The organism is Nocardia sp. NBC_00565 (genome assembly GCF_036345915.1).
GTDB lineage: Bacteria > Actinomycetota > Actinomycetes > Mycobacteriales > Mycobacteriaceae > Nocardia.
The window spans coordinates 5,441,326-5,461,353 of the sequence record NZ_CP107785.1; the positions used below are offsets into that span (position 1 = coordinate 5,441,326).

Here is a 20,028-nt window from a genome sequence, read left to right on the forward strand (position 1 = left end):
GTTATCCGGGTACGGTGACGCCATGAACTCTGGTGAATTCGCCCTCGATCCGGCCGCGGAGCCGATCGCGGACGGCGACTGGCTGCGCGACTTCGTGGACCGCTACATCGCCGGCTGGAACACCGCGGACGCCGCCGCGGTGGCGGCGTGCGTCACTGAGGACACCCGCTGGCTCGACCCGTCCGAGGCCGAGCTGATCACCGGCCGTGCCGGAGTGGCGAAGTTCGTCGAGGACACCACGCGAGCATTCCCAGATGTCCACTACACCACTGTCTTCGAGCCCGTGATCACGCCCGACGCGCTGGCCGCGATCGTGCCGTGGCGGATGACCGGCACGCATCTCGGCTTGATCGACCCGCCCGGATTCGCGGGCACCAACAAGAAGTTCGACCTGTTCGTGGTCGACATCTGGCAGTTCCGCTCCGGCCTGATCTGGCGCAGCAAGGCCACCTGGGATCTCAACGAGCTGCTGCTGCAACTCGAATTGCTGCCCAAGCGCAACGGTTTCGCCGAACGCGCGATGGCCCGCGCGCAGCGCCTCGCGGTCAAGCTTCGCCGGTGATCACGCGCAGACGCTGGTCGGCGCGATCACCTCTTCGAGGGCGCGTGCCACCGAGCGCTCGACGGTCGCGCGTTCGGCGCCCATACCGATCAGGATGTTGACGATCGAGGGCAACAGCACCTCGGCCATGCCTTGGTCGCCGTAGAGGCCGGCCATATCCAGTTGGATGAACCCGTACAGTCCGGTCCAGAACTGCGCGGCGGCCGCGCGGGCATTCGTGCCGCGCACCAGATCCGCGTCCATTGCGCGCTGGGTCGCGTGCACCAGGTAGTCGAAGCTTTCCGCGAAGTACTCGAAATCGGAATCGCTCCCGCCGGACAGCACATTGCCCCGGCGCACCTTCACCTCCGCCTTCGGCGATTCGGTGGCGAACATCAGCCGGAACAGCTCGGGTTTTCGCACCGCCTCGTCCCGAAAGACGAAGCCGAGCACCAAGATTTCGGCGATCGGGTCGTCGGCGACCTTGCATTCGGCCAGCCGCGCGACCAGCTGGGCGAAACCTTCCGAGCCGACGGCCTGGATCAGGCCGGGCATACCACTGAAATTGGAATAGATCGCCATGGTGGAAACCCCGCAGATCCGTGCGACGCGGCGCACCGTCAGCGAGGCCAGTCCTTCCGTCGAAATGAGTTGTACTGTCGCCTCTATCAGTCGATCACGCATCGAACCCGACAGTGCGGGACCGGCCGCTGCCGCACTGTTCGTCATGACTTCACCTCGCCGCGCGCACTCATGCGACCTGCATCCGCAACTCATCGGCGGTGATCTGCTCCAGCGGCTTGCGCCGGGTCTCCATGATGAATCCGACAGCCACCACCGCCGCGATCGCGATCGGCACCGCGCTGATCAATGCGGTCATGCTGATCGACGGTGTGGTCACGGCCAGCACGACCAGCGCGATGACCAGGACGCCGCCCGCCTTGGTCATGGCCGCGGCAACACCACTGCCGCGGGACCGGATCCGAGTCGGATAGACCTCCGAACCATAGGCGACGATGACCGCGACGACCGAGCTGGAACCCCAGATCGGCACCACGAGCAGGGCATAGAGCAGTGTGGTGTTGTCGGCGACGTGATCGCCGAGGATGACGAACCCACCGAGCGCGATGGCGAGCAGCGCACTCAGCGTGATCAACGTCCACTTGGTGGAACGGTGATAGCAGTAGGCGACCAGGAAGTTCAGCGGGAAGCCGATCAGCGCCGAGTCGCGCAGGATCTTATCCGCGGTGACGCCGGTGAAGCCGAGGCTGCGCAGGTTCGTCGGCAACCAGAGCTGAAAACCGTAGGTGACAAGTCCGACCCCGAGGCCCAATAGGGCGAGCACGATGGTCATTCCGACGAACGGGCGGCGCAGCAGTTGAGCGAACCCGCCGTCCAGGCGGTCCTCGGCGGTGGGTTCGGGTTCCTCGACCGTGGTGATCTCGGCGTGGTAGACGCGCAGCACCTCTTCGGCTTCACGCTGGCGGCCGATCGCCATCAGGAATCGCGGCGACTCCGGGATCCACCGGACCATCAGCACCACCAGCAGACCGGTGGGCAAGCCGATCAGCCACATGCTGCGCCAGCCGTAGCTCTCGCCGATCGTCGAGGACAGCCAGCTGGTGACGACATAGGCCCCCGCGATATCACCGCCGATCAGCACCAACAGCCAGCCGCGGTGCCGGGCCGGGATCGTCTCCGACAGCAGGGTGAAGGCGATCGGCAGCATGCCGCCCGCGCTCAGGCCCATGATGAAGCACATCGCGACGTTCAGTTCGAAACTCGGCATCGCGCCACAGATCGCGGTGCCCACGAAGAAGATTCCGGCCAGCAGGATCGCCGCCTTGCGACCGATGCGGTCGCCGAGCCAGCCCCACAGGAACGACCCGAGCACCGTGCCCGTGATACCGGACAGCGGTAGCAGCGCCACCGGAAGTGCGTCCAGATGCGGGCTCGCGGGCGTGCGCAGATGGTATTCGGCGCCGACACCCGGAACAACGAAGGCCAGCGTCGTCGGTTTCATGACGTCGATGGTGATCGCGGCAGCCATGATGAGCAGTAGCACCACATGCACCCGGCTGATCGGCGCGTCGTCGAGTGCCCGCACCCGCAGCCCGGACACCGCCTCGTGCACCGAGCGCTGCGGAAACAGTCCATAGGTGGTGACGGCCAGACCGATCACGATCAGGATCATTCCGGTGATCATGTAGCCGTCCATCGGCATGCCCGCCATCCGATAGTCCATATCGCGGGCCATGAGATACATCGGAAGGTGCAGGACGGTGCCGAGTACCGTCGATCCGAGGCCGAACCAGAAGGCTCCGGTGCGCCGACGGTTGACCGGCCCTTCCGATCGCTGGGCAATATCGACGGCGCTCAAATGCATCACCAGACCCTCATCCGCCCGCAAACTGCAACGCGTTACCGGTCGGTATTACACACGAGTTCGGTTCCGGTGTCGACGTTCTCGCCAGTGGGAATCAGCGAATTCGGCGCAGACGCCAATTCGCCGATTGCGACGATTACGTTCCCAGCCATTTGGGTATTCCCGTGCCCCGACATCGCCGCAAAGGCCCGCCCGCGCACCGAATCCGAGTGCGCGGGCGGGCCCGCTTCGAGTGATCAGCCGAGCAGGACGAGCCCTGCCGCACCGATGAAAATAACCTGCACGACGGTGCGCAGCGGCAGCGGCATGGTCTTGATGCCGAGATCGGCGCGCGCCGCACGGATATTCGCGGGGAACATCACGATCAGCAGCAGGATCAGGCCCACCGCGGCCAATTTGGCTACGGGCGGGATCAACAGGCCGATCGCACCGCCGATCTCGAGCAGGCCGGTGAAGCTGACCCAGCCGGCCGGGTTGGGCAGCCGCGGCGGCACCATCGCGACCAGTGCGCCGCGCTTCGGCTCGACGAAATGCGCGCTCGCGGTGAGCGCGAACATCGCGGCCAGTCCGAGTGCGGCGGCATGCGGCCAGGAGTCGAGCCAGCCGAGGTCGGCGAGCCAGCCGATGAACCGGGCGAGTCCGGCGATGACGATCAGTACAACCAGCGGTGCCATCAGAGTCTCCTGGGGTCGAGCACCAATTCTTGACAGCGACTAGATTAAATCCGCGACACGAAACTTGTCAATGACTAGATTATGGGCGACCATCGATACATGGCGAAGAGCGGCTACCACCACGGCGATCTGCGGGCCACCATCCTGGCCGCGGCCGCCGAACAGATCGCGACCGACGGCGTCGACGCGGTATCCCTGCGCGGTCTGGCCCGCCGGGCCGATGTCTCGCACGCGGCCCCCGCCCATCACTTCGGTGACCGCGCGGGCTTGCTCACCGAATTGGCCATCGAGGGCTTCGGCATACTCGCCGATCAGCTGGCCGCGGCCGGTTCGGACTTCCGCGAGGTCGCCGTCGCCTATACCCGCTTCGCCCGCGAGCACCCCGGCCACTTCGACGTCATGTTCCGACGCGAACTCCTGCATGCCGACGACGCGCGCCTGGGCGCGGCCCGCACCGCGGCGGGCACGGCACTGCGCTCGGGAGTCGCGGTCCTGCAACCCGACAACACCGTCGAGCAGCAACAAGCCACCCGCCTCGCGGCCTGGTCGCTCGCGCACGGCTTCGCCGCGCTCTGGCGCGAAGGGGCACTACAGGATTCGGCGCTCGGCGACAGTGCGGATCCGGAAACCCTGGCCCGTCGCATGGTCGCCACTGTCCACTTCGAATGAGTACGGCCCACTGGCCTTTGGCCGTAAGTTCTTAGGCATGGACATCCATGCCTACCCCACCGAGGCCACCATCCCGGTGAATCTCACCGAGGCACAACGCATCGCCGACCACTATCTGTCCACCGATGGTGACACCATCATCAACCTGCTCACCGAGTTCGACGCGGGCTTCACCGTCGTCGCCATCTTCCCCCCACCCCCCGGCGTCGACCCGCACGTACGCCCGCTCCCGCCCCCCATCGGCGGCTCGGTCTGCGTCATCGACAAACCCACCGGCGCCATCTCCTACTGGCCCACCTACCCCACCGACATGGTCGCCGCCCAATACACCCAAATCCTGCAATCCGGCCGCCTGATCATCGAGGACAGCTGGCCGGAAGACGAGGACTCCACCGAAGGCGAGTGAGGTGTAGGACTACTCGAGGTGGGACGTGATGTTGTCGCGATCGAGTTCGGTGGACGGAAGTTGTAGTACCAGAAGAAGATCCGGGTTCTCGACCAGGCGTAGTTGGAAGAGTTCGAGGTTCAGGGCGCCCGCTTCGGGGTGATCGATGCCGATGGTGGCGGCGCGGAAGTCTTGGACCGGGTATTCGGACCACCAGATGCGGAATTCAGGGCTGGCCTCGGAGAGGTCGGCGACGAGGGTGGTCAGGCGCGGGTCGTCGGGGCGGCGGCCGACGAGGGCGCGGAACTGGCTGAGCACGGCTCGGGCGGCCGGTTCCCAGTTGCGCATGGCAGCGCGATTCTCCTTGTGCGTGAACATCATCCACAGCATGTTGCGGTGGTCCGGATCGAGTTCGTTGGGGTCGAGGCGGATACGCGTGTAGGCCTCGTTCCAAACCACGAAATCGAAATGCCCGTCATGGATTACGGCGGGACTCGGCATCATCGAATCGACCAAACGCTGCAGTCGTGACATGGCCGCACCGGGCTGAGCGGCGGCGACCGGATCGGCGAGACCGGCAAGTCGGCGCAGGTGGCGGTGTTGTCCGTCGTCGAGCCGCAACGCGCGGGCCAGCGCATCGACCACCTGCGGGCTGGCCGCGATCTTGCGCCCCTGCTCGAGCCAGGTGTACCAGGTGAGGCTGACCCCGGTGAGTTCGGCGACCTCCTCGCGACGCAGGCCGGGTGTCCGTCGGCGGCCCGGTTCCAAATCCGGTAGCAGCCCGACATCGGTCGGGCGCAACTTGGAGCGTTGCGCGCGCAGGAATGCCGCCAGTTCGGCGCGGTGGTTATCGCTCATTACCTGCCCTCTGTGGGTAGCAGTATCGGTAACAGGACCGCGCCGCCGGCCGTCTCTAGCGTCGAGTGCAACAGGAGATCGAGAAACCCCCGGCACCGACCGAATCTACAACCTGGGCAACGGCATCGGCTCCTGCAACCGTCCAAGTCCTCGACGCTGTCAGCTTCGTCACCGGCCACCCCGTCCCCGTCGAAGTAGCCCCACCGCCCGGCGACCCGGCCTCCCTCTACGCCGCCTCGCCCCTCGCCAAAGCCGAACTCGGCTGGGAGCCCCGACATCCGCGACATCGTCGCCGACGCCTGGACCTTCCACCAGTCCACGTCATCCTGAACGAAGCACAGGACGGCGCGGTTGCTGGCGAGGCATCCCGCTACGCTTCATTGGTGACTTTCACGACGAATGAGCAGCAGTTCCTGGCCGAGGCCGGGATCGGTCGGCTGGCGACGGTATCGCCCGACGGCGTTGTGCAGAACAACCCGACCAGCTATCGGGTCAATGCCGACGGCACCATCGACATCGGCGGAATGCGCATGCACACCAGCCGCAAGTACCGCAACGTCGAGGCCGGCAGCCGAGTGTCGTTCGTCGTCGACCAGCAGGTCTCGCTGGACCCGTACGTTATTCGCGGCATCGAGGTACGCGGCACAGCCGAAGCGCTCGACGACCAGGAACCGCCGTTCCCTCCCCAGGAACGCTCGATCATCCGGATCCATCCCGAACGAATCATCTCCTGGGGCATCGACAGCGGCTCCTTCGACTTCACCAGTCGCACACCCCACAGCTAAGTAGTCGCCGCCCGTAAGTCCAAGGGCGCGACCACTTAGCACCCCAGCCCGAAACGGCATCCACATCTCTCCGCTGTCGGCAGCGCTTATCGATCCGCGCGGCCCCCTCGGCACTTCACCACGCCAAGACTGGGGACCCAGCCTCGTTGGACATGCAAAAAGCGGCCCCCCAACATCGAGGTTGGGAGCCGCTTCGGCTTCGGGGCGATGGCCGCCTCAGAAGTAATCTTTCAGCATCTCGGTCGACCACGGAGCCTGGTGGATCTCACCACGCGGCCCGAACTCCGCAAACCACGGCTTGATGTCCAGCACAGGAGTGCCGTCCACCGCGTCCAGCTCGGCTACGTGCAGGTCTAAGCCGTCTACGCGAAGCAGTCGAGCACGGGAAACCCCAAGCCAGTTGACGCGCCGCATATTCCGATGTCCAAAGATGCCGACCTTTGGCCATGCGGGGTTGTCGCGGGCACTGCGCGCACCGAGGTGCAGGTCCGTTGGATCGGTCAAGTGAAACCGGAAGATGATTTCGAGGTGGCTGAACGCGTCCAAGCCCTGCACGGACTCTTCGGTGAACCGAGCATTATCTACGCGGATGATTGTCTCGGTACCTCCCCAGTGATCGTCTGTCGGTTCGCTTCGACCACCGATCACATGCGCGACCGGGACAACTTCGAACACTTCGTCTGTCATATGACCCCTGTCCTACGTTCCACTGGTGGCTAGATATTCCTTTGCCCGCTCATCGATCTCGCTCACACCCGCAATATGCCGGCACGGTGCCACGGTTGTGCGTATATCGCGGGCGACATTCCTGGTGCGCCCCGACCGCACACCGTCCATTGCGTCGAGCGCGGATGTCCATGTGGCGCATGCCTGTTCGAGTTCGCCGCTGCGGGCCTCCACGGTACCGAGGTAGCCGAGGGTTACCGCATGGGTCCGGGTAAACGTCGTGGCTTTGCGTTTGCGGACGCTGAGCTGGAATTGTTCGGCGGCACCGGCCATGTCACCCGAATCGCGTAGCGCGCACGCGGTTTCGTGGGCGAGGCTCGCTTCGGAGAAGAAGAACACCCGAGCGGGCTCATGATCGGAGTCGGAAACGGCGGCAAGATCACGTTCGGCCTCGAGCAGGGCTTTCGCCGACTCGGCTTTCTGACCCGCTGCGCTCAACGCCTTGGCGTGCACAACCTTTAAGAGCGCACGTTCACGCGGGCAGGCGGCTTGATATCGTGTGCCGCTTACTGATGCTTCGGCCAGCTGTAGTCCTTGTTGAGGTTGACCCAGGTCGATTGCTTGATGTGCCATGGCGCGCAGTACGTGACCGGTAAGCGGGGCGTCATTCGCTTCAGCGGACAGCTTGGTCGATGCAGCGAAGTAGCGCTGCGCGGCTGCATGCTCGTCGTTGTCGAACGCCATCCACCCCGCCAAGTATGCCAATTCGCCTGCCGCTGCGAACATTTCATGACGCACCGCCTCGCTGGCAAAGGACCCTTTCAGGTAGCTGGTCACCTCATTGGTCAAGTACTGGACAACAGCTGTCCGTCCATGCCCGCCGCCAAGTCGCTGGTCGATCTGGGAGAACAGGACCATCACGTCTCGCACCGCGGCTACATCAGCTTGGCCAACGTGCCGAATACCGGTCTCCTTGTCCGGCGCGACGGATGCCGCCCGGTCGAGCCACCCAGGGAGCAATACGGATGCGCTGATGGCTGTGGAGTATCCGACACGTAGGAAAGAGCGCCGTTCCACATCAGCCCTTCCGAGGTTGAGCAAGGTTGCTACAGGGTCTTGGATGCCACCAAAACGCCTTTCGTACCACGCTATGACATCGGGTGTCTGCGTGCGCTGGCCGGTCTCGTAGTAGAAGAGCGCGGACTTGCTGTACGGGATCTGAGCAGCCAGCGCGGCCAGGGAAACCCCAGCCGCTTCGCGGACCGCTCGGAGCTGTGCGCCGACGATAGCGGCGGGACCGTCCATGCCATCGAATCTAGCCGTTTCGTGAACGCGTCCAGCCGTTTTGTGAACGCGCTGTGGACGTCAACTCGTACTTTTCCGAACACCTCCCATGGTCAGCTGGATATGCGCCCGGAGAGACGACCCTCTCCCACTCATTGAGAGTTCGTTTCAGGGGCCGGGCGCACCTAAGCCGCAGTCGACGCACCGGAGGTCGGCAGATGCCGAACAACGAGCTTCAAGATCGCGACCCGTTCGTAGGCCACCCCGCAAGTACGCAGGAGCACCGGCCGAAAAGGTCGAGCTCTTCGCGGAAGCGGTCCGGCAGTGGGGAACGAAGCCTGCGTCGACCCAATCGTTCCGGTGCCGGGGTGTGGAGTCCCCCGGCACCGGTGACATCAACGAGGGAGCGCGATGAGCCGAGATCGTTTGCGTACCACCGAATCACCGGACGGCCGGACAGTCGCGACCTGGCGGCTGGTACGCCGCGACTGCCAAGTACTCAACATCCAGAACCGGGAGGATTCCTCACCGGCCTACCGGTGGCCCAGTGGAGCAGCACTGCCCTCCGCGAAGCCGGGCCTGGTGATACTCGACGGACCGCCGAATCTGTGGGAAGCGCGCGACGCATTCCCCAGAAATGCCGATCTCTGGGACGCGGTGCGCTCGGACCACTGGGATGTCTTGCTGTCCCGGGCCGAGCTTCCGGTACCGATCACGAGGGCGTAGCCGAGTGTCCGAGATCCAGCGCCAGCGGCGCGAAATCGCCGTGTCTGTACGGAAGTTGCTCGCGCAGTTCCACGAAGAGACCCAAGCAAAACTGGCAATCGCCCCGGTCGACAGCGTCACACTCCATCACTCCGCCAGCGGGATAACGGAAGTGGATGAAGACGGTTGGTGCGCCGACTACGACGACATGACCAAAGAGGACACGATCACAGTCCAGCCGGTCAGCGTCGTCGACACCGTTCGGACAACCCACCGCTACGTCGAGCACACGAATCAAAGGAAGGACACAACTGATGGGCCTCAGTGATGAGGAAGGCTGGGACGACGAGGTGACCTCTCAGCAGATCTACTACGGCCAAGTCGCATTCGCCCGCAAGTACGACAACACGGTAATGCTGGACAAACTTCTCGCGGGTGGTCCACCGCCACCAAATGCCGCTGACGGGGTGATGAGAAAGATCCTGTGGCATGAGCATCACGCTGCGACCGTGGAGGAGCTGACCGTGATCCTCGAGCAGATGCGTCAGCGAGGCTTGGTCACCGACACCGGGCCACGCGCCTACACCGGCCCCATATCGCCCGCCAATATCCCAGACCTCAAAGCCCATATGGTCGACTACTCGCGCCGTGCTATGGACGCCGAGCAGCCCGCCGAAAACCGCGATTCGAACCGGTGAATAGTCATGTACGGCAAGGCAATCGGGGTTCTCTCGCTCGACGTGAGCGGTCCGCATGTATTACGGGATGAGCGAGTCATTACCGAGTTGGCGCAGCGACGCGGTTACACCCTGACTGGGTTGGTCACCATCGGTGACGACACGTTCATGCCGACAGCACTCATCGTCGGGACGGCACGCGGCAAGGGAGCGGCGGCGGTGATCGCGCCGAGCATGGCCCACTTCAGCAGCCGCGTACGGGCTATCGCTCTGGCGTGTGACCTGATCACGCCGACCAAGTTCGTGGCCTGCACCAGCACCGACCGATTACGGAGCCCAAGTCATGAGTAAACGGGCTTCCCCGCTACCGGACGATCCAGATGTCCACTTGAGCGTGTTCCTCCATGGTGCACGGTTCGACTTCGCCGCGTGCCTAACTGCGGCGCTGGTCTTTACGCAGGAGCACCAACGCGAGCACTACCACGATGCTGTGTCGATCGATCTCGGAGATGCATCGGGGTGGCCCCGCTTGCCGTGTGAACGGCTGTACCTAGAACCCTGACATGAGAGACTGGCCCGTTGATTGCGAAACGCAAGAGCGAACGAGAGGCATCGGCGTGGGGAATGACGAACAACTGGGTCTCGATTTCGAAATCGAACAGACCGAATGGGGTAAATGGGTCGACTCGCAACGCAGGGCGACCCAGGTTAGGAAACTCCTCAATCGTGCCGAATTGCCTGCATTGCCGTCGGAACCATGGGATTTCGAATCAGACGAGGCAGTTCAGATCAGCGACGTGATCGCGGAGCTGTTTCCGGATATCAAAGATGCGGCCCTGTCAGAAAGTGCCGATCTCTTAGATCAACTCGTGTGCTTCACCGGGGAATGGTTCGTCCGGTATCTAGATGCACAGTGGTGCAACCTTACCGACATGCCTTCCGGATACAACGACTGCAAAGACATGTCCATTTACGACGGCATTAAACCAGGCATAGCCTTCAAATTCGAGAATTGGACGACTTGTACAGCCGAACTTCTTGCAAAATATGTTATCGAGCATGAATTCCTCGACATAGTCGAACTGGTGTCCGTGGCGTTCTGGAGGTTGCGCAAGGACGGCAGTCCATTGTTTTCTGAATTGAGCACGAATTTTCCTGATCACCCTCCTTTTCGCATGAATATGTAATGATGTTCGGTTCGTAAGTTTGGGGGCGAGATATCGCCATGCCTGGTGACGGCTATGACAATGATCGAAAACCGTTCGACAACAATGAGCGTGGAAGAATCTTCGAAAACGGTTCCGATCGATTCTTCCGCGATCGCGAAAACGGATACGTCCACCACTCTCGAATATACGAACACGGAAAAGATAGGATCCAATTTGACAAGGTCAAAGAGGATCGAGGTCAGACCTACAGCATTGAAGACAAATCGGGCAGAATTGGCGGAGAGAAGGACGTAAAGCAACTAGAGGTAGTGCGGGCTCTCATCGAAAAAGGTGAGGTTCATCATCATTTGTTACGATCCGTCGACGGCGAAACGATATCGAAACCAGCCAAGGAACTTATCGATGGTCTGGTCCGGGACTACCCGGACAATTTCACGCACCAGATCATCTCGCGAGAGGATGCACGCGAGATTTGGTCGCGGGGTCTGGAAAGGGAACCGGCTCCGCAACTCGAATTGCCCGGCGTTGGCGAGCAAGCACGACAACAGAAGGAACGACAGCGCGAGGCCCGACAACTCGAGAAAGAGCGACAAGAGCGGACAAGAGTCCCGGAGAAAGAACAGCGGGCACGCGACAAGGAATTAGCGCGTAGTGTCGACTCACGAGAATTGAACGCGAAACGCGAACAGCTCCGCGTAGATGTGGCCGAGCAGGCGCGAAAGATGGCCGAAGCTCGCCAAAAGGGTCAAGCGGTGGAGCTTGAGAAGATACGGGAATCCCACACCCGACTAACCAAAGACCTAGCCGATATACGCGAAATAGAACGCGCGAAGGCTCGGGAGATGATTCGGGGCGCCGGACTCGGCCGCGAGCCAGCCCAAGAGATGGAAAGGCATCTCGAGCAGAACCGCGAAGAGCAACGCAAAGACGTAACACGCGAGCTGGGGGAGATTGGCTCTACCATCGCGCGGGAAGACGATCGGCGACACGAGCGCGAAACGGTCGAGAAGCAACGCGAGCAGGTGCGCGAAGTCCGTGAGCGTGCCGTACGGGAAGGTGTTCCGCGGGAAGTCATGCAAGTGCTGGAAGTCGGCCGACTACAGCCCGGAGAACAACCCCGAGTGCGTGAAGAACACCGCGAACACGATGACCACCGAGCGCGAGAAGCTGCCAGGGAGCGCGAGCGAGTGGCCGAGCGCGAACGGGAGCGCGCCCGGGGCCGCGAACAGTACTAGATGCGGTGTCTACGTCGCTGTGGCAAGAAAGGCCCCAGATCGCTGGGGGTGTTTCTTTATCCGCAGAACCAGAGGGACGGTCTTCGCCTCTGGTCTCTGAGCGGGTCCCGTCGTGCCGGATTCGGTAGGCCCCCACTCCTGGAGCCTTGCGCCCCAGATGCCTGCCGGGTCGCGTCGCGTGATGTGCGGGGAATCCGAACAATCCCGCAAAATCTGTTGTGCCGCAAGCTCGATGGATTCATGTAGAAGTGTGAGAAGAATTGGGAGCCCCCGGAAGAGAAAGAAAAGGAAAAAAGAAGCCGGAAACCCAAGTAAGAGAACTTGCCGAAATTCCCTCTAAGAAGAATCAAGAGCGCCGCGCATGCGCGCGCCGCCCATGGTGCCCGCCCTCCGCTCCGCTTCGGGCGGGCACCATGGCACGGAACCACAGGGGGCAGGGACTCCGAACCACCCACACCACCACCACCCACAGGACAGCATCACACCGCTACTTCCCCCAGCCCCACCATTGACATACGAGCTGCCGCACCCCTCCGGGGCTTGCCACCATCAACAATGGTCGCGGGTGCGGCTTGTTCCGAGCTGGCCATTAACTTGAGGATCGTGGACTCGCGCCAATTAGCGATGTCACGCCGGTAAGCAACTACTTATCGTCACTCAGACCGGGCATCATATCTTTGATTTCGGGCAGGATAGAACTCAATTTTGTGCGATCGTACAATTTTAAGAACTGGCCGTCTGGATGCTTGTGGCGAAATCTTATGATGGCCTGAAGTTGTTCGATAAACTTTTCGCTCAGTTCAACGTCTTCGACCAAAGGGCAGCCTGTGCTTGCTGTTAGATTCAATCCTACGGCGCAAGGCTCGGAGTGGCTTTGTATAATCAGAACTGGTTCATCCGAGGATTTACCCACGCCAAATCGACGCCAATAACGTTCTCCCGTCAGTGGCGGCGGAAAGGCGTACGGATCAACCGACACGCGCACGCAATCGGAAAGCGCATACACTCGCTAGTTCGTCTTTTATGCGTTCAAGCATCGGGAGTATAACGATATCTCTCCATCCTGCCGCACGCTCATCGTCAAGATCCGCCAATGGATGCGGCCTCTTGAGATACTGTCCGGGGTTTGTAAGTATCTTGTACGCTAGCTCCGCCGGAATGTGGATGATTACTTGTAAAATCATATAGGCGGCTATTTCGACGACTCTGCTATTGATCAATGGGCGTGGCTTCTCCCGAAAGATCAACCTGGGAAGTTCGGCTAGAACTAAAATCAGGGTAGTCCTAGCCGAGTCCATGCCGTTTGGGATTAATGACCCCCAAGGTCTTTCCGTGAGTCCGTGATCAGTTTCTGAATAAGCAATCATAGCAATAGCGTAAAAGTGAGTTTCCGCGTTTACCACAACGGACTGGTGTTCCCAAAAATACTCAAGATCAAGCTCATTCGGAGTCTCACCGAGTTCAGTGAAACGATCGACCAGGAGTTGGAGTCGCTGGGAATCCTCAAGTGCTTCCGGAAGAACTCGTGCTGTTACGATCGGATGCTCTCGGACTAGGCGTATAAGGCGGTCGCGATCCCATAAGCGGATCTTTGGTCGGGGATGATTTTTCTGCCATTCGGAGACCCAATCGCGAGTCGGGTTGGAAAATCTGCTGTTCGTGCAAAATACAAGGACATCCAAGTCGGGTGTGCCAGCCGCGTTCATAACGGACGCGACAACATCCGCTTTCGCTACGGTTGAATCTCGGCCTTTGGATTCGATCCACCATCGTGACCGCTCTAGCTCGCCATCAGGAGTGGGATGAACGAAGGTCGCTTCCAGGTCGCGACCTCCATCAGGAGCAGAAACCCCATTGGTTGTGCCAGCTCTCCAAACCAGCTCAGTAGCGCCCATGGCCTCTAAAAGGCCGAATAAAAGCTCTTCTAGCTGCGAGCCGACTACTGAGTCCCAAAGCACAGTCGTTGTCACGGGAGCAGGAGAACTGGGTTTGTTCACTGCCCAAGTGTGCCATTGAGGTTGCTTGCTCGATGCGGGTTCAGTTGATGACATATGTCGATGGCCAGGCTGCAACGCGAGATGGGTTGGCTACAGCGTCGTGGTGACGTCTTAAGCAACCCATGCGGTAGAGGTGCAGGTGAGCCCTCTACCGCAGGCTAGACGGCTACGTCGGAGCCGTATCCCCGTTACACAGATTTGACCCCGTGGTCAAGTGTCCTGCCAGGTGTTGCGTTGGCAGGTGGGCAGACGCTCGCCCGCTAGGGATGTTTAACCGAGATGTGACCCCGACGAATGGCACCACCTCGGCACTCCGTACGCCCGGAGCAGCCCGCACGATCAGCCGCAGTAGCGGATGTTGCTTCCGGCTCAATCCGCGTCGAGGTCATTGCCGATGGGTGCGCCCCTGCTAATGCCGCCATCATGCGTCAGCTGGCAGCCGTGGTCCGGTCGCAACATCGTAACGTCAACGCGGGCGAGCGACGTCAGGAAGTCCAATCCTGTTCACTCGGAAGGCCTATGAGCAGACGCACATCTCTGGGCTCGTACGGGGCGCCGTCCGGCATCACTCCAATGATGTTCTCGTACAGGACATCTTCCCTGTCGACAATTGATTCTCGAGCAACGATCATACACACCCGATCAATGAACTCTAAGGTTGTTCGCACCGCAGCGTCCATCAGTGTGCCGAGGTCTGCGAGCACAACCGACCCGAACTGTCGTGCTCCCCAGTGCTCCAATCCGCCGCCCTCTGTCGTCTCAAGGGCGTCCACTGCGTCCTGCGGCACAACAATGTCCAGTCTGCCGACGTTGATGCGGACGAATGTTCGCGGATCGGCGGTGACCGAACCGATAGCTTGGAGCGCCACACTGTGGATCGTATTGCGCAGTCGGAACATTCCAGCCAGGTAGCCTTGCACGCGGTCAAGGTCTTCGATGCCCTCGACGCCCGCGTAGGCGACCCGGAACTTGTTTCGATACCAGTCCTCGGCGTGAAATTTCGCGTTGCGCTCTGTCCCTGGCAATCGAAGCGCCTTGTGGAAAGACCGCGCGATGACGTCCACTGCACCGCAGAGTGATATGAGCACGCGATCAAGCGCGTCGGCTCCGTCATCTGCGACATCGGCGGTTTGAATGGCGCCGATCGAAGCGATCAGATCGTCGCGGGCCTTCAACGCACGCAGGAGGCGGCCGCTAAGCGCCTCGGCCTCATCCAGGTATACAGCAGAGACATGTGGGTCCCGCAGAGCGGCGCGCTGCACCTTGCCCAGCCAGTGCCGAACACCGGGCGCCACGACATTCACTGCTTCCTGATAGAAGTCCTTACGACTCATCACCACTCGCCCCTGCGGGTTAATGATGTATTGGTGCTGACGTCTCAGGTAGTGCGCAATGATAGGGATTGCCGTCAGCCGGCTGACGACGTTGGCGCGATCGTTCGGCGGCAGATCAACACGACCTGTGGTGATCGTTTCCGAGATCACCAGATCGAATTCGATCGAGCGGGCGATCTCCGACAGCATCACCGCCCGCTCCACATCCTCCTTAGTCATACCTGCTTTCGCCTTGTCGCCCAAGCCGGCAAACGCCTCGAGGGCGTCGGCCATCGCCCGGTCGGGACGGACTGAGCCGTGAAACCCCATCGTGGAGCTGCCATCGAAATGTCGCCGGTCACCCTCGATCGTCACAGAAAATTCGCGGCCGGGGTATGCGGCCCAGCCCTTCTGGCTGGTCGTTTCCCACACCTCTACGAAGCCTTCCCGCGCCGGGCGGCGACGTCCGCCCGATTCAGGCTTGCACGCCTCGCTCATCTCGACCCTGAGCACGTCGAGGTTGTCGTACTTCAACAGCCCCGTCAGCAGCACATCTATGTCCCCGTCAGCTTCCGTGCCGATCGTTTCGACGTCAACGAGCACACGCAGCTTCCGCGGACTCGGTCGCAACCCGAACAGATCTCCCGCGTCCTTGGCGGCAGATGCGTTGTCCCGCTGAGATCGACGAAACGGTTCGTCGTGGGTCAGCTCACGAAACAGTTCCACTACACTTCTCCTTCAGCTGAGCAACAGGAGAGAATACGACTGTTCGCCGACAAATCCCGAAATGCGTCGCGTCGCGTCGCAACCACCGATCTCGAACTAGAGGCATCGACATTCGTACGGTCGCGGCGAAGTCGAGCAGTTCTGCGACCAGCTCGCGCACATCGTCGCCGCACCGCACACGTCGACGGTCTCGGAGCGGTTCAGCCGATGGGTCGTCGAACAATCCCTTGCCCTGCCTACTGTGCAGCGGCATCGAACCGACTCCTCGATAACAGCATCAAGGAGTGTGTAACCTACATCTCACTCCCGCGCGTTCGGCGACTTCTTCACGACGCAGACCGGGCGTGCGCCGTCGGCCCGGTTCCAGATCCGGCAGCAACCCGACATCGGTCGGCCGCAGCCGGGAACGTTGTGCACGCAGGAAAGTGGCAAGTTCGGCGCGGTGGCTATCTGTCATCACATGCCCTCTGTGGGTAGCAGTATCGGTAACAGGAAAGAAGATCGTCTGAACCCAGAACGATTCAGGCGGTGCGCTGGCCGCGAGCCCCGCTCCTGAAGCCTTGCGCCGCAAATGCCTGCCGAGCCGCCTCGCTGGATATGTGGGGAATCCGATTCAGCACCGCGAAATCTGTTGTGCCGCAAGCCTGATAGGTCAACGTAGAAGAGTGAGAAAAGCTGGGAGCCCCGCCGAGGCTTTGCCACCCAATGCGGCGAGCCGCGACCGAGTGTTTGCTACCCGGTCGCGGCTCACCTCTGCGCCCTAGCTCATCGTCAACCGGCGTAGACCGTGGACAGCGATCGCGACATCACGCAAGCCCGCAGCACTTCCAGTGCGGAGCACCACAACTCCGCAAAGCATCAGATAGCAGATAAAACAAAGCGATCCGAGCAAAACGATTTCAAACACACCGACTCCTTCGATGGCGCAAAACAAATCATCTAGTGCGCCCAAAGCGGCATCTGCCTGCACTTAGGCGACCTTCGATCCAGATGCAGCCCCATCCAGAGCTGTCGGCCCATCAGAGGCCCACAACCCAGAGTGCGCTGCACTCAAAGCGGCGCACTCTGCACGTCATACCGACGGCGCTGTGCCATGCGATAACCCCCCGTAGCGGGCTGTACAACATAGGAAGCAGCGAACGTCGTTAACCTGTCAGATTAGGTACCCTCCAACGGCTTTCGATGGAACCCCTTGCCGATCATCATTCCGAAGGGCACAGCAGTGCGCAAGCAGCCCTGATGTTTCGGGGCGACCGGCATCTCCCTTCCTGTAGCGGAGACTGCCGCACCGCATCGGCCGGAGCCGACATCGGCGCGCAGGGAGTGCATAACCGAGATGTGACCCCAGCGAGTTCGGCGACCTTCTCACGGCGCAGTCCCGGCGTCCGCCGCCGGCCCGGCTCCATATCCGGCACCAAACCGACATCGGTCGGTCGCAGGCGGGAACGTTGCGCGCGTAGGAATGCGGCCAGTTCGGCGCGGTGGTTATCGGTCATCACATGCCCTCTGTCGGTAGCAGTATCGGTAACAGGACCGCGCCACCGCCCGTCTCTAGCGTCGAGTGCAACAGGAGATCGAGAAACGATCACCCAGCACAAGGAGTTTGGCATGACAGGCAGCAAAGGACGGGTCCTCGTGATCGGCGCGACCGGACAGCAGGGCCGAGCAACCACAGCACAACTGCTCGAACACGGTTGGGAAGTCCACGCATTCGTGCGTGCACGAACCAAAGGATGGCGTGAGCGCTGCCGAGGCATCCCGCTACGCTTCATTGGTGACTTTCACGACGAGCGCTGTCGGCATGAACGTGTCATCACCGATGGCGACCAGCCCGGCCAGGATGTAACCACGTCGCTGCGCCAACTCGGTGATGACTCGTTCATCCCGCAGCAGGTGCGGACCGCTCACGTCGCGTGAGAGAACACCAATTGCATTGTTGGACATAATAATTCACCCGTCCGAGTCATGGTCGTCGGCGGGCTGCTCGGTGTCCGCGTGGCCGCCAGGTCTCGATCCGGGCGATGACATCGGGTGGGTGATGTTCGGTTGGCGTCTCGGCGTCGATGAACGGTCATAGAGGCCGATCTCGCCGTATCTGCGGTAGCGGTTCACCCACTTCGATGCGCAGGCCCGCGACATACCCATCTCGGCCGCGACATGCGCGATCGGCCTGGTTCGGCAGCGTTCTACGAGCCGTAGGCGTCCCTCGAAGCTCAACGGCGCGTTGCGATGTGACACAGGTTGTTCCTGGAGTAGGCGGGGTCTAATGGGCATCAGTGTCTCGGATGGCGTGTCGTAGGACGCCACAACGAGACCCGATGGGAGTCGGGGGTGTGCCTGCGTTGGGGAGCCGGGTTGGGCTCTTCCCGGGGGCGATCGCCTCATGCGCCAAGGAACGGCAGCGCCACTGCTAGGAAACCGTCCGGGTCGGAGGAGAACACCACATGCCCAGTGTCGAACTCGGCGACCGAACCCAGCGTTGCGGGCAGGAGTCTTCGGCGAACGATCGGGTCCCGTCGACCCCACACCACCAGCGTGGGAGTGGCGATCTCGCTGCGACTGAGGTCGTAATCAGCCGCACCGAAGCTCCGCCAGAGACTTGCGGCGACCCGGGCACCGTCAGATGTCTTGGCGCGAGCCGCAGCGCGCGCGGTGATCTCTCTGTCGGAGTCGGTGCGTGAACGCATGTAGGCCGGCACCATCCGTGGCATCATCAGCCGGGCGACAGCTGGATTCCCCATACCGCGCAAGAAGGCCCGCGCGAACATCGGTACCGGGACGAATCCGCCGGGATTCACCAGGATCAGATGGGTCACGGCGGTGGGTCGTCTCACCGCCAGACGTCCGGCGGCGAACGCGCCGACGGAGTTGCCGATGTAGGCGGCAGTTGGCAGCCCCAACGCGTCCACCACATCCTCGAGCACGTCCGCAAGCAGTGTCGCCGACGGGTGCGCATGATCGGACATGCCGTGGCCCGGCCAGTCGATTGCGATGACGCGGAAGCACGCGGCCAGCTTGTTCACGATCGGATCGAAGTCGTGGTGGTCGTGCAGGGTGGCGTGCAGCAGCACGACCGGGGGGCCTTCACCGCGTTCGGCGATGTGGATCCGGCCGGCGCGGGTTGGGATCGTGGCTGGTTCGCTCATTTTCATCCTCCAGTCGTTGACCGTCCGGTCGGTCACTGATGGTAGGTTCATGTCACACTGCACCGCAAGAACGGATTCCGAGGAGGAGTTGGAGTGTCGATCCGAGTCGAGGCGGCCGCACGTACGCGGGCTGCTCTGGTCGATGCAGGGCTGAGGCTGGCAGGTCAGTTCAGCCTCGCCGAGCTCAGTGTCAACCGGATCGTGGCCGAGGCCGGGGTATCCAAAGGGACGTTCTTCCACCACTTCCCGAACAGAGTCCAGTACCTCGTGGCCCTGCACAAAGGCTTCCACGACCGCCTGGATACGGAGATGGCCGCTGCGGTCGGAGATCTGCCTCCAGGGCGGGAACGGCTGCGCGCAGCCCAGCGGGCCTACCTGGACGGTTGCCTGCACAACCGAGGCGTGCGCGCGCTACTCCTCGAGGCGCGCGCCGAGCGGGCGATCACCGATCAGATCGGCGCCCGCAACAAGACACTCGCGCATGTTGCGGCGGAGGACTTTCGCGCCATGGGCTGGTCGCACCCGATCGAATCGGCGCGCTTGTGGATCGGCCTGGTCGTCGAGGCCGCCCTACTCGAACTCGACGAGGCTGCCGCAAGTCCCGCCATCCGCGCAGCGCTGGAGCAGTACCTGACCGCAACGTGACAATCCGTACCTGTGAAACCGGCGGTGACGGATATCAAACATCAACACCCCCTTGGCGACTGAGCGAGACAGGTCCGAGCCCCACATCCAGGGTGGCTGCTCAGTCGTGTCACCAACGTCCTGACCCGCAACACCTAACCCACACATTCCTGCAAACAACGAAGGCC

Annotated in this window: 23 protein-coding genes and 1 pseudogene; 12 read left to right on the forward strand and 12 right to left on the reverse strand. The window is 61.9% G+C overall.

Annotated features, from left to right (window positions below):
• Nucleotides 1-22 precede the first annotated feature (22 nt).
• Entirely contained in the window at nucleotides 23-562 is a 540-nt protein-coding gene (locus tag OG874_RS25420) for a nuclear transport factor 2 family protein (RefSeq protein WP_330249650.1), read from the forward strand.
• Here the strand turns inward: OG874_RS25420 and OG874_RS25425 are convergent, their stop codons facing one another.
• The 3 genes from OG874_RS25425 to OG874_RS25435 all read right to left on the reverse strand — a co-directional run bounded on the left by OG874_RS25425 (nucleotide 563) and on the right by OG874_RS25435 (nucleotide 3,601).
• Nucleotides 563-1,270, reverse strand: a complete 708-nt coding sequence (locus tag OG874_RS25425; RefSeq protein WP_330249651.1) for a TetR/AcrR family transcriptional regulator — start codon at nucleotides 1,268-1,270, stop codon at nucleotides 563-565.
• A 22-nt stretch (nucleotides 1,271-1,292) separates the two neighbouring features.
• Nucleotides 1,293-2,927, reverse strand: a complete 1,635-nt coding sequence (locus OG874_RS25430; protein WP_330257406.1) for an MFS transporter — start codon at nucleotides 2,925-2,927, stop codon at nucleotides 1,293-1,295.
• Nucleotides 2,928-3,163: 236 nt separating this feature from the next.
• The gene (locus tag OG874_RS25435; protein WP_330249652.1) at nucleotides 3,164-3,601 is read right to left on the reverse strand and encodes a DoxX family protein; all 438 of its coding nucleotides are present in this window, start codon (nucleotides 3,599-3,601) and stop codon (nucleotides 3,164-3,166) included.
• Nucleotides 3,602-3,700: 99 nt separating this feature from the next.
• Between OG874_RS25435 and OG874_RS25440 the strand changes: the two genes are divergently transcribed.
• Nucleotides 3,701-4,270, forward strand: coding sequence for a TetR/AcrR family transcriptional regulator (locus tag OG874_RS25440; protein ID WP_330249653.1), 570 nt, complete (start codon nucleotides 3,701-3,703; stop codon nucleotides 4,268-4,270).
• A gap of 37 nt (nucleotides 4,271-4,307) precedes the next feature.
• Nucleotides 4,308-4,676 (forward strand): hypothetical protein, encoded by a 369-nt coding sequence (locus OG874_RS25445; protein WP_330249654.1) that lies wholly within the window; start codon nucleotides 4,308-4,310, stop codon nucleotides 4,674-4,676.
• 9 nt (nucleotides 4,677-4,685) lie between these two features.
• On the opposite strand, the gene OG874_RS25450 is transcribed toward OG874_RS25445, so the two are convergent.
• Nucleotides 4,686-5,513: a helix-turn-helix transcriptional regulator gene (locus tag OG874_RS25450; RefSeq protein WP_330249655.1), complete on the reverse strand. Its 828-nt coding sequence runs from the start codon at nucleotides 5,511-5,513 to the stop codon at nucleotides 4,686-4,688.
• A gap of 383 nt (nucleotides 5,514-5,896) precedes the next feature.
• Here OG874_RS25450 and OG874_RS25455 point away from each other — a divergent pair, with 383 nt between their 5' ends.
• Entirely contained in the window at nucleotides 5,897-6,298 is a 402-nt protein-coding gene (locus tag OG874_RS25455) for a PPOX class F420-dependent oxidoreductase (RefSeq protein WP_330249656.1), read from the forward strand.
• Between the two features lie 216 nt (nucleotides 6,299-6,514).
• Here OG874_RS25455 and OG874_RS25460 read toward each other — a convergent pair whose 3' ends face one another.
• Both OG874_RS25460 and OG874_RS25465 read right to left on the reverse strand, forming a co-directional pair.
• Nucleotides 6,515-6,985: an SAM-dependent methyltransferase gene (locus OG874_RS25460; protein WP_330249657.1), complete on the reverse strand. Its 471-nt coding sequence runs from the start codon at nucleotides 6,983-6,985 to the stop codon at nucleotides 6,515-6,517.
• Nucleotides 6,986-6,997: 12 nt separating this feature from the next.
• A complete protein-coding gene (locus OG874_RS25465; protein ID WP_330249658.1) occupies nucleotides 6,998-8,269 on the reverse strand; it encodes a helix-turn-helix domain-containing protein in 1,272 nt (423 codons plus the stop codon).
• A 390-nt stretch (nucleotides 8,270-8,659) separates the two neighbouring features.
• Between OG874_RS25465 and OG874_RS25470 the strand changes: the two genes are divergently transcribed.
• From OG874_RS25470 to OG874_RS25495, 6 genes are all read left to right on the forward strand, one after another.
• Nucleotides 8,660-8,974, forward strand: coding sequence for a hypothetical protein (locus tag OG874_RS25470; protein ID WP_330249659.1), 315 nt, complete (start codon nucleotides 8,660-8,662; stop codon nucleotides 8,972-8,974).
• 4 nt (nucleotides 8,975-8,978) lie between these two features.
• Nucleotides 8,979-9,281, forward strand: coding sequence for a hypothetical protein (locus tag OG874_RS25475; RefSeq protein WP_330249660.1), 303 nt, complete (start codon nucleotides 8,979-8,981; stop codon nucleotides 9,279-9,281).
• Nucleotides 9,268-9,651 carry a hypothetical protein gene (locus tag OG874_RS25480; protein ID WP_330249661.1) on the forward strand — a complete coding sequence of 128 codons (384 nt, stop codon included), beginning with the start codon at nucleotides 9,268-9,270 and terminating at the stop codon, nucleotides 9,649-9,651. The genes OG874_RS25475 and OG874_RS25480 overlap by 14 nt, the downstream gene beginning before the upstream one ends.
• Before the next feature lie 6 nt (nucleotides 9,652-9,657).
• The gene (locus OG874_RS25485; protein WP_330249662.1) at nucleotides 9,658-9,981 is read left to right on the forward strand and encodes a hypothetical protein; all 324 of its coding nucleotides are present in this window, start codon (nucleotides 9,658-9,660) and stop codon (nucleotides 9,979-9,981) included.
• A 266-nt stretch (nucleotides 9,982-10,247) separates the two neighbouring features.
• Nucleotides 10,248-10,817 carry a hypothetical protein gene (locus OG874_RS25490; RefSeq protein ID WP_330249663.1) on the forward strand — a complete coding sequence of 190 codons (570 nt, stop codon included), beginning with the start codon at nucleotides 10,248-10,250 and terminating at the stop codon, nucleotides 10,815-10,817.
• 38 nt (nucleotides 10,818-10,855) lie between these two features.
• Complete coding sequence (locus OG874_RS25495; RefSeq protein WP_330249664.1) at nucleotides 10,856-12,034, forward strand: hypothetical protein; 1,179 nt, start codon at nucleotides 10,856-10,858, stop codon at nucleotides 12,032-12,034.
• 643 nt (nucleotides 12,035-12,677) lie between these two features.
• Here the strand turns inward: OG874_RS25495 and OG874_RS25500 are convergent.
• From OG874_RS25500 to OG874_RS25520, 4 genes are all read right to left on the reverse strand, one after another.
• Nucleotides 12,678-13,013 (reverse strand): hypothetical protein, encoded by a 336-nt coding sequence (locus OG874_RS25500; RefSeq protein WP_330249665.1) that lies wholly within the window; start codon nucleotides 13,011-13,013, stop codon nucleotides 12,678-12,680.
• Nucleotides 13,003-14,004, reverse strand: a complete 1,002-nt coding sequence (locus tag OG874_RS25505; RefSeq protein WP_330249666.1) for a restriction endonuclease — start codon at nucleotides 14,002-14,004, stop codon at nucleotides 13,003-13,005. Before OG874_RS25505 ends, OG874_RS25500 begins: the two co-directional genes overlap by 11 nt.
• Before the next feature lie 512 nt (nucleotides 14,005-14,516).
• Nucleotides 14,517-16,070: a hypothetical protein gene (locus tag OG874_RS25510; protein ID WP_330249667.1), complete on the reverse strand. Its 1,554-nt coding sequence runs from the start codon at nucleotides 16,068-16,070 to the stop codon at nucleotides 14,517-14,519.
• A gap of 760 nt (nucleotides 16,071-16,830) precedes the next feature.
• On the reverse strand, nucleotides 16,831-17,040 hold the full coding sequence (locus tag OG874_RS25520) for a hypothetical protein (RefSeq protein ID WP_330249668.1): 210 nt from the start codon (nucleotides 17,038-17,040) through the stop codon (nucleotides 16,831-16,833).
• 638 nt (nucleotides 17,041-17,678) lie between these two features.
• Between OG874_RS25520 and OG874_RS25530 the strand changes: the two genes are divergently transcribed.
• Entirely contained in the window at nucleotides 17,679-17,987 is a 309-nt protein-coding gene (locus OG874_RS25530) for an NmrA family NAD(P)-binding protein (protein WP_330249669.1), read from the forward strand.
• Between the two features lie 55 nt (nucleotides 17,988-18,042).
• Here the strand turns inward: OG874_RS25530 and OG874_RS25535 are convergent.
• Together OG874_RS25535 and OG874_RS25540 are read right to left on the reverse strand one after the other, a co-directional pair.
• Nucleotides 18,043-18,308 (reverse strand): annotated as a pseudogene (locus OG874_RS25535) (helix-turn-helix domain-containing protein); the annotation flags it as partial.
• A 143-nt stretch (nucleotides 18,309-18,451) separates the two neighbouring features.
• Complete coding sequence (locus OG874_RS25540; protein WP_330249670.1) at nucleotides 18,452-19,216, reverse strand: alpha/beta fold hydrolase; 765 nt, start codon at nucleotides 19,214-19,216, stop codon at nucleotides 18,452-18,454.
• 93 nt (nucleotides 19,217-19,309) lie between these two features.
• On the opposite strand from OG874_RS25540, the gene OG874_RS25545 reads away from it, so the two are divergent.
• Nucleotides 19,310-19,861, forward strand: coding sequence for a TetR/AcrR family transcriptional regulator (locus tag OG874_RS25545; RefSeq protein ID WP_330249671.1), 552 nt, complete (start codon nucleotides 19,310-19,312; stop codon nucleotides 19,859-19,861).
• Nucleotides 19,862-20,028: the final 167 nt, after the last annotated feature.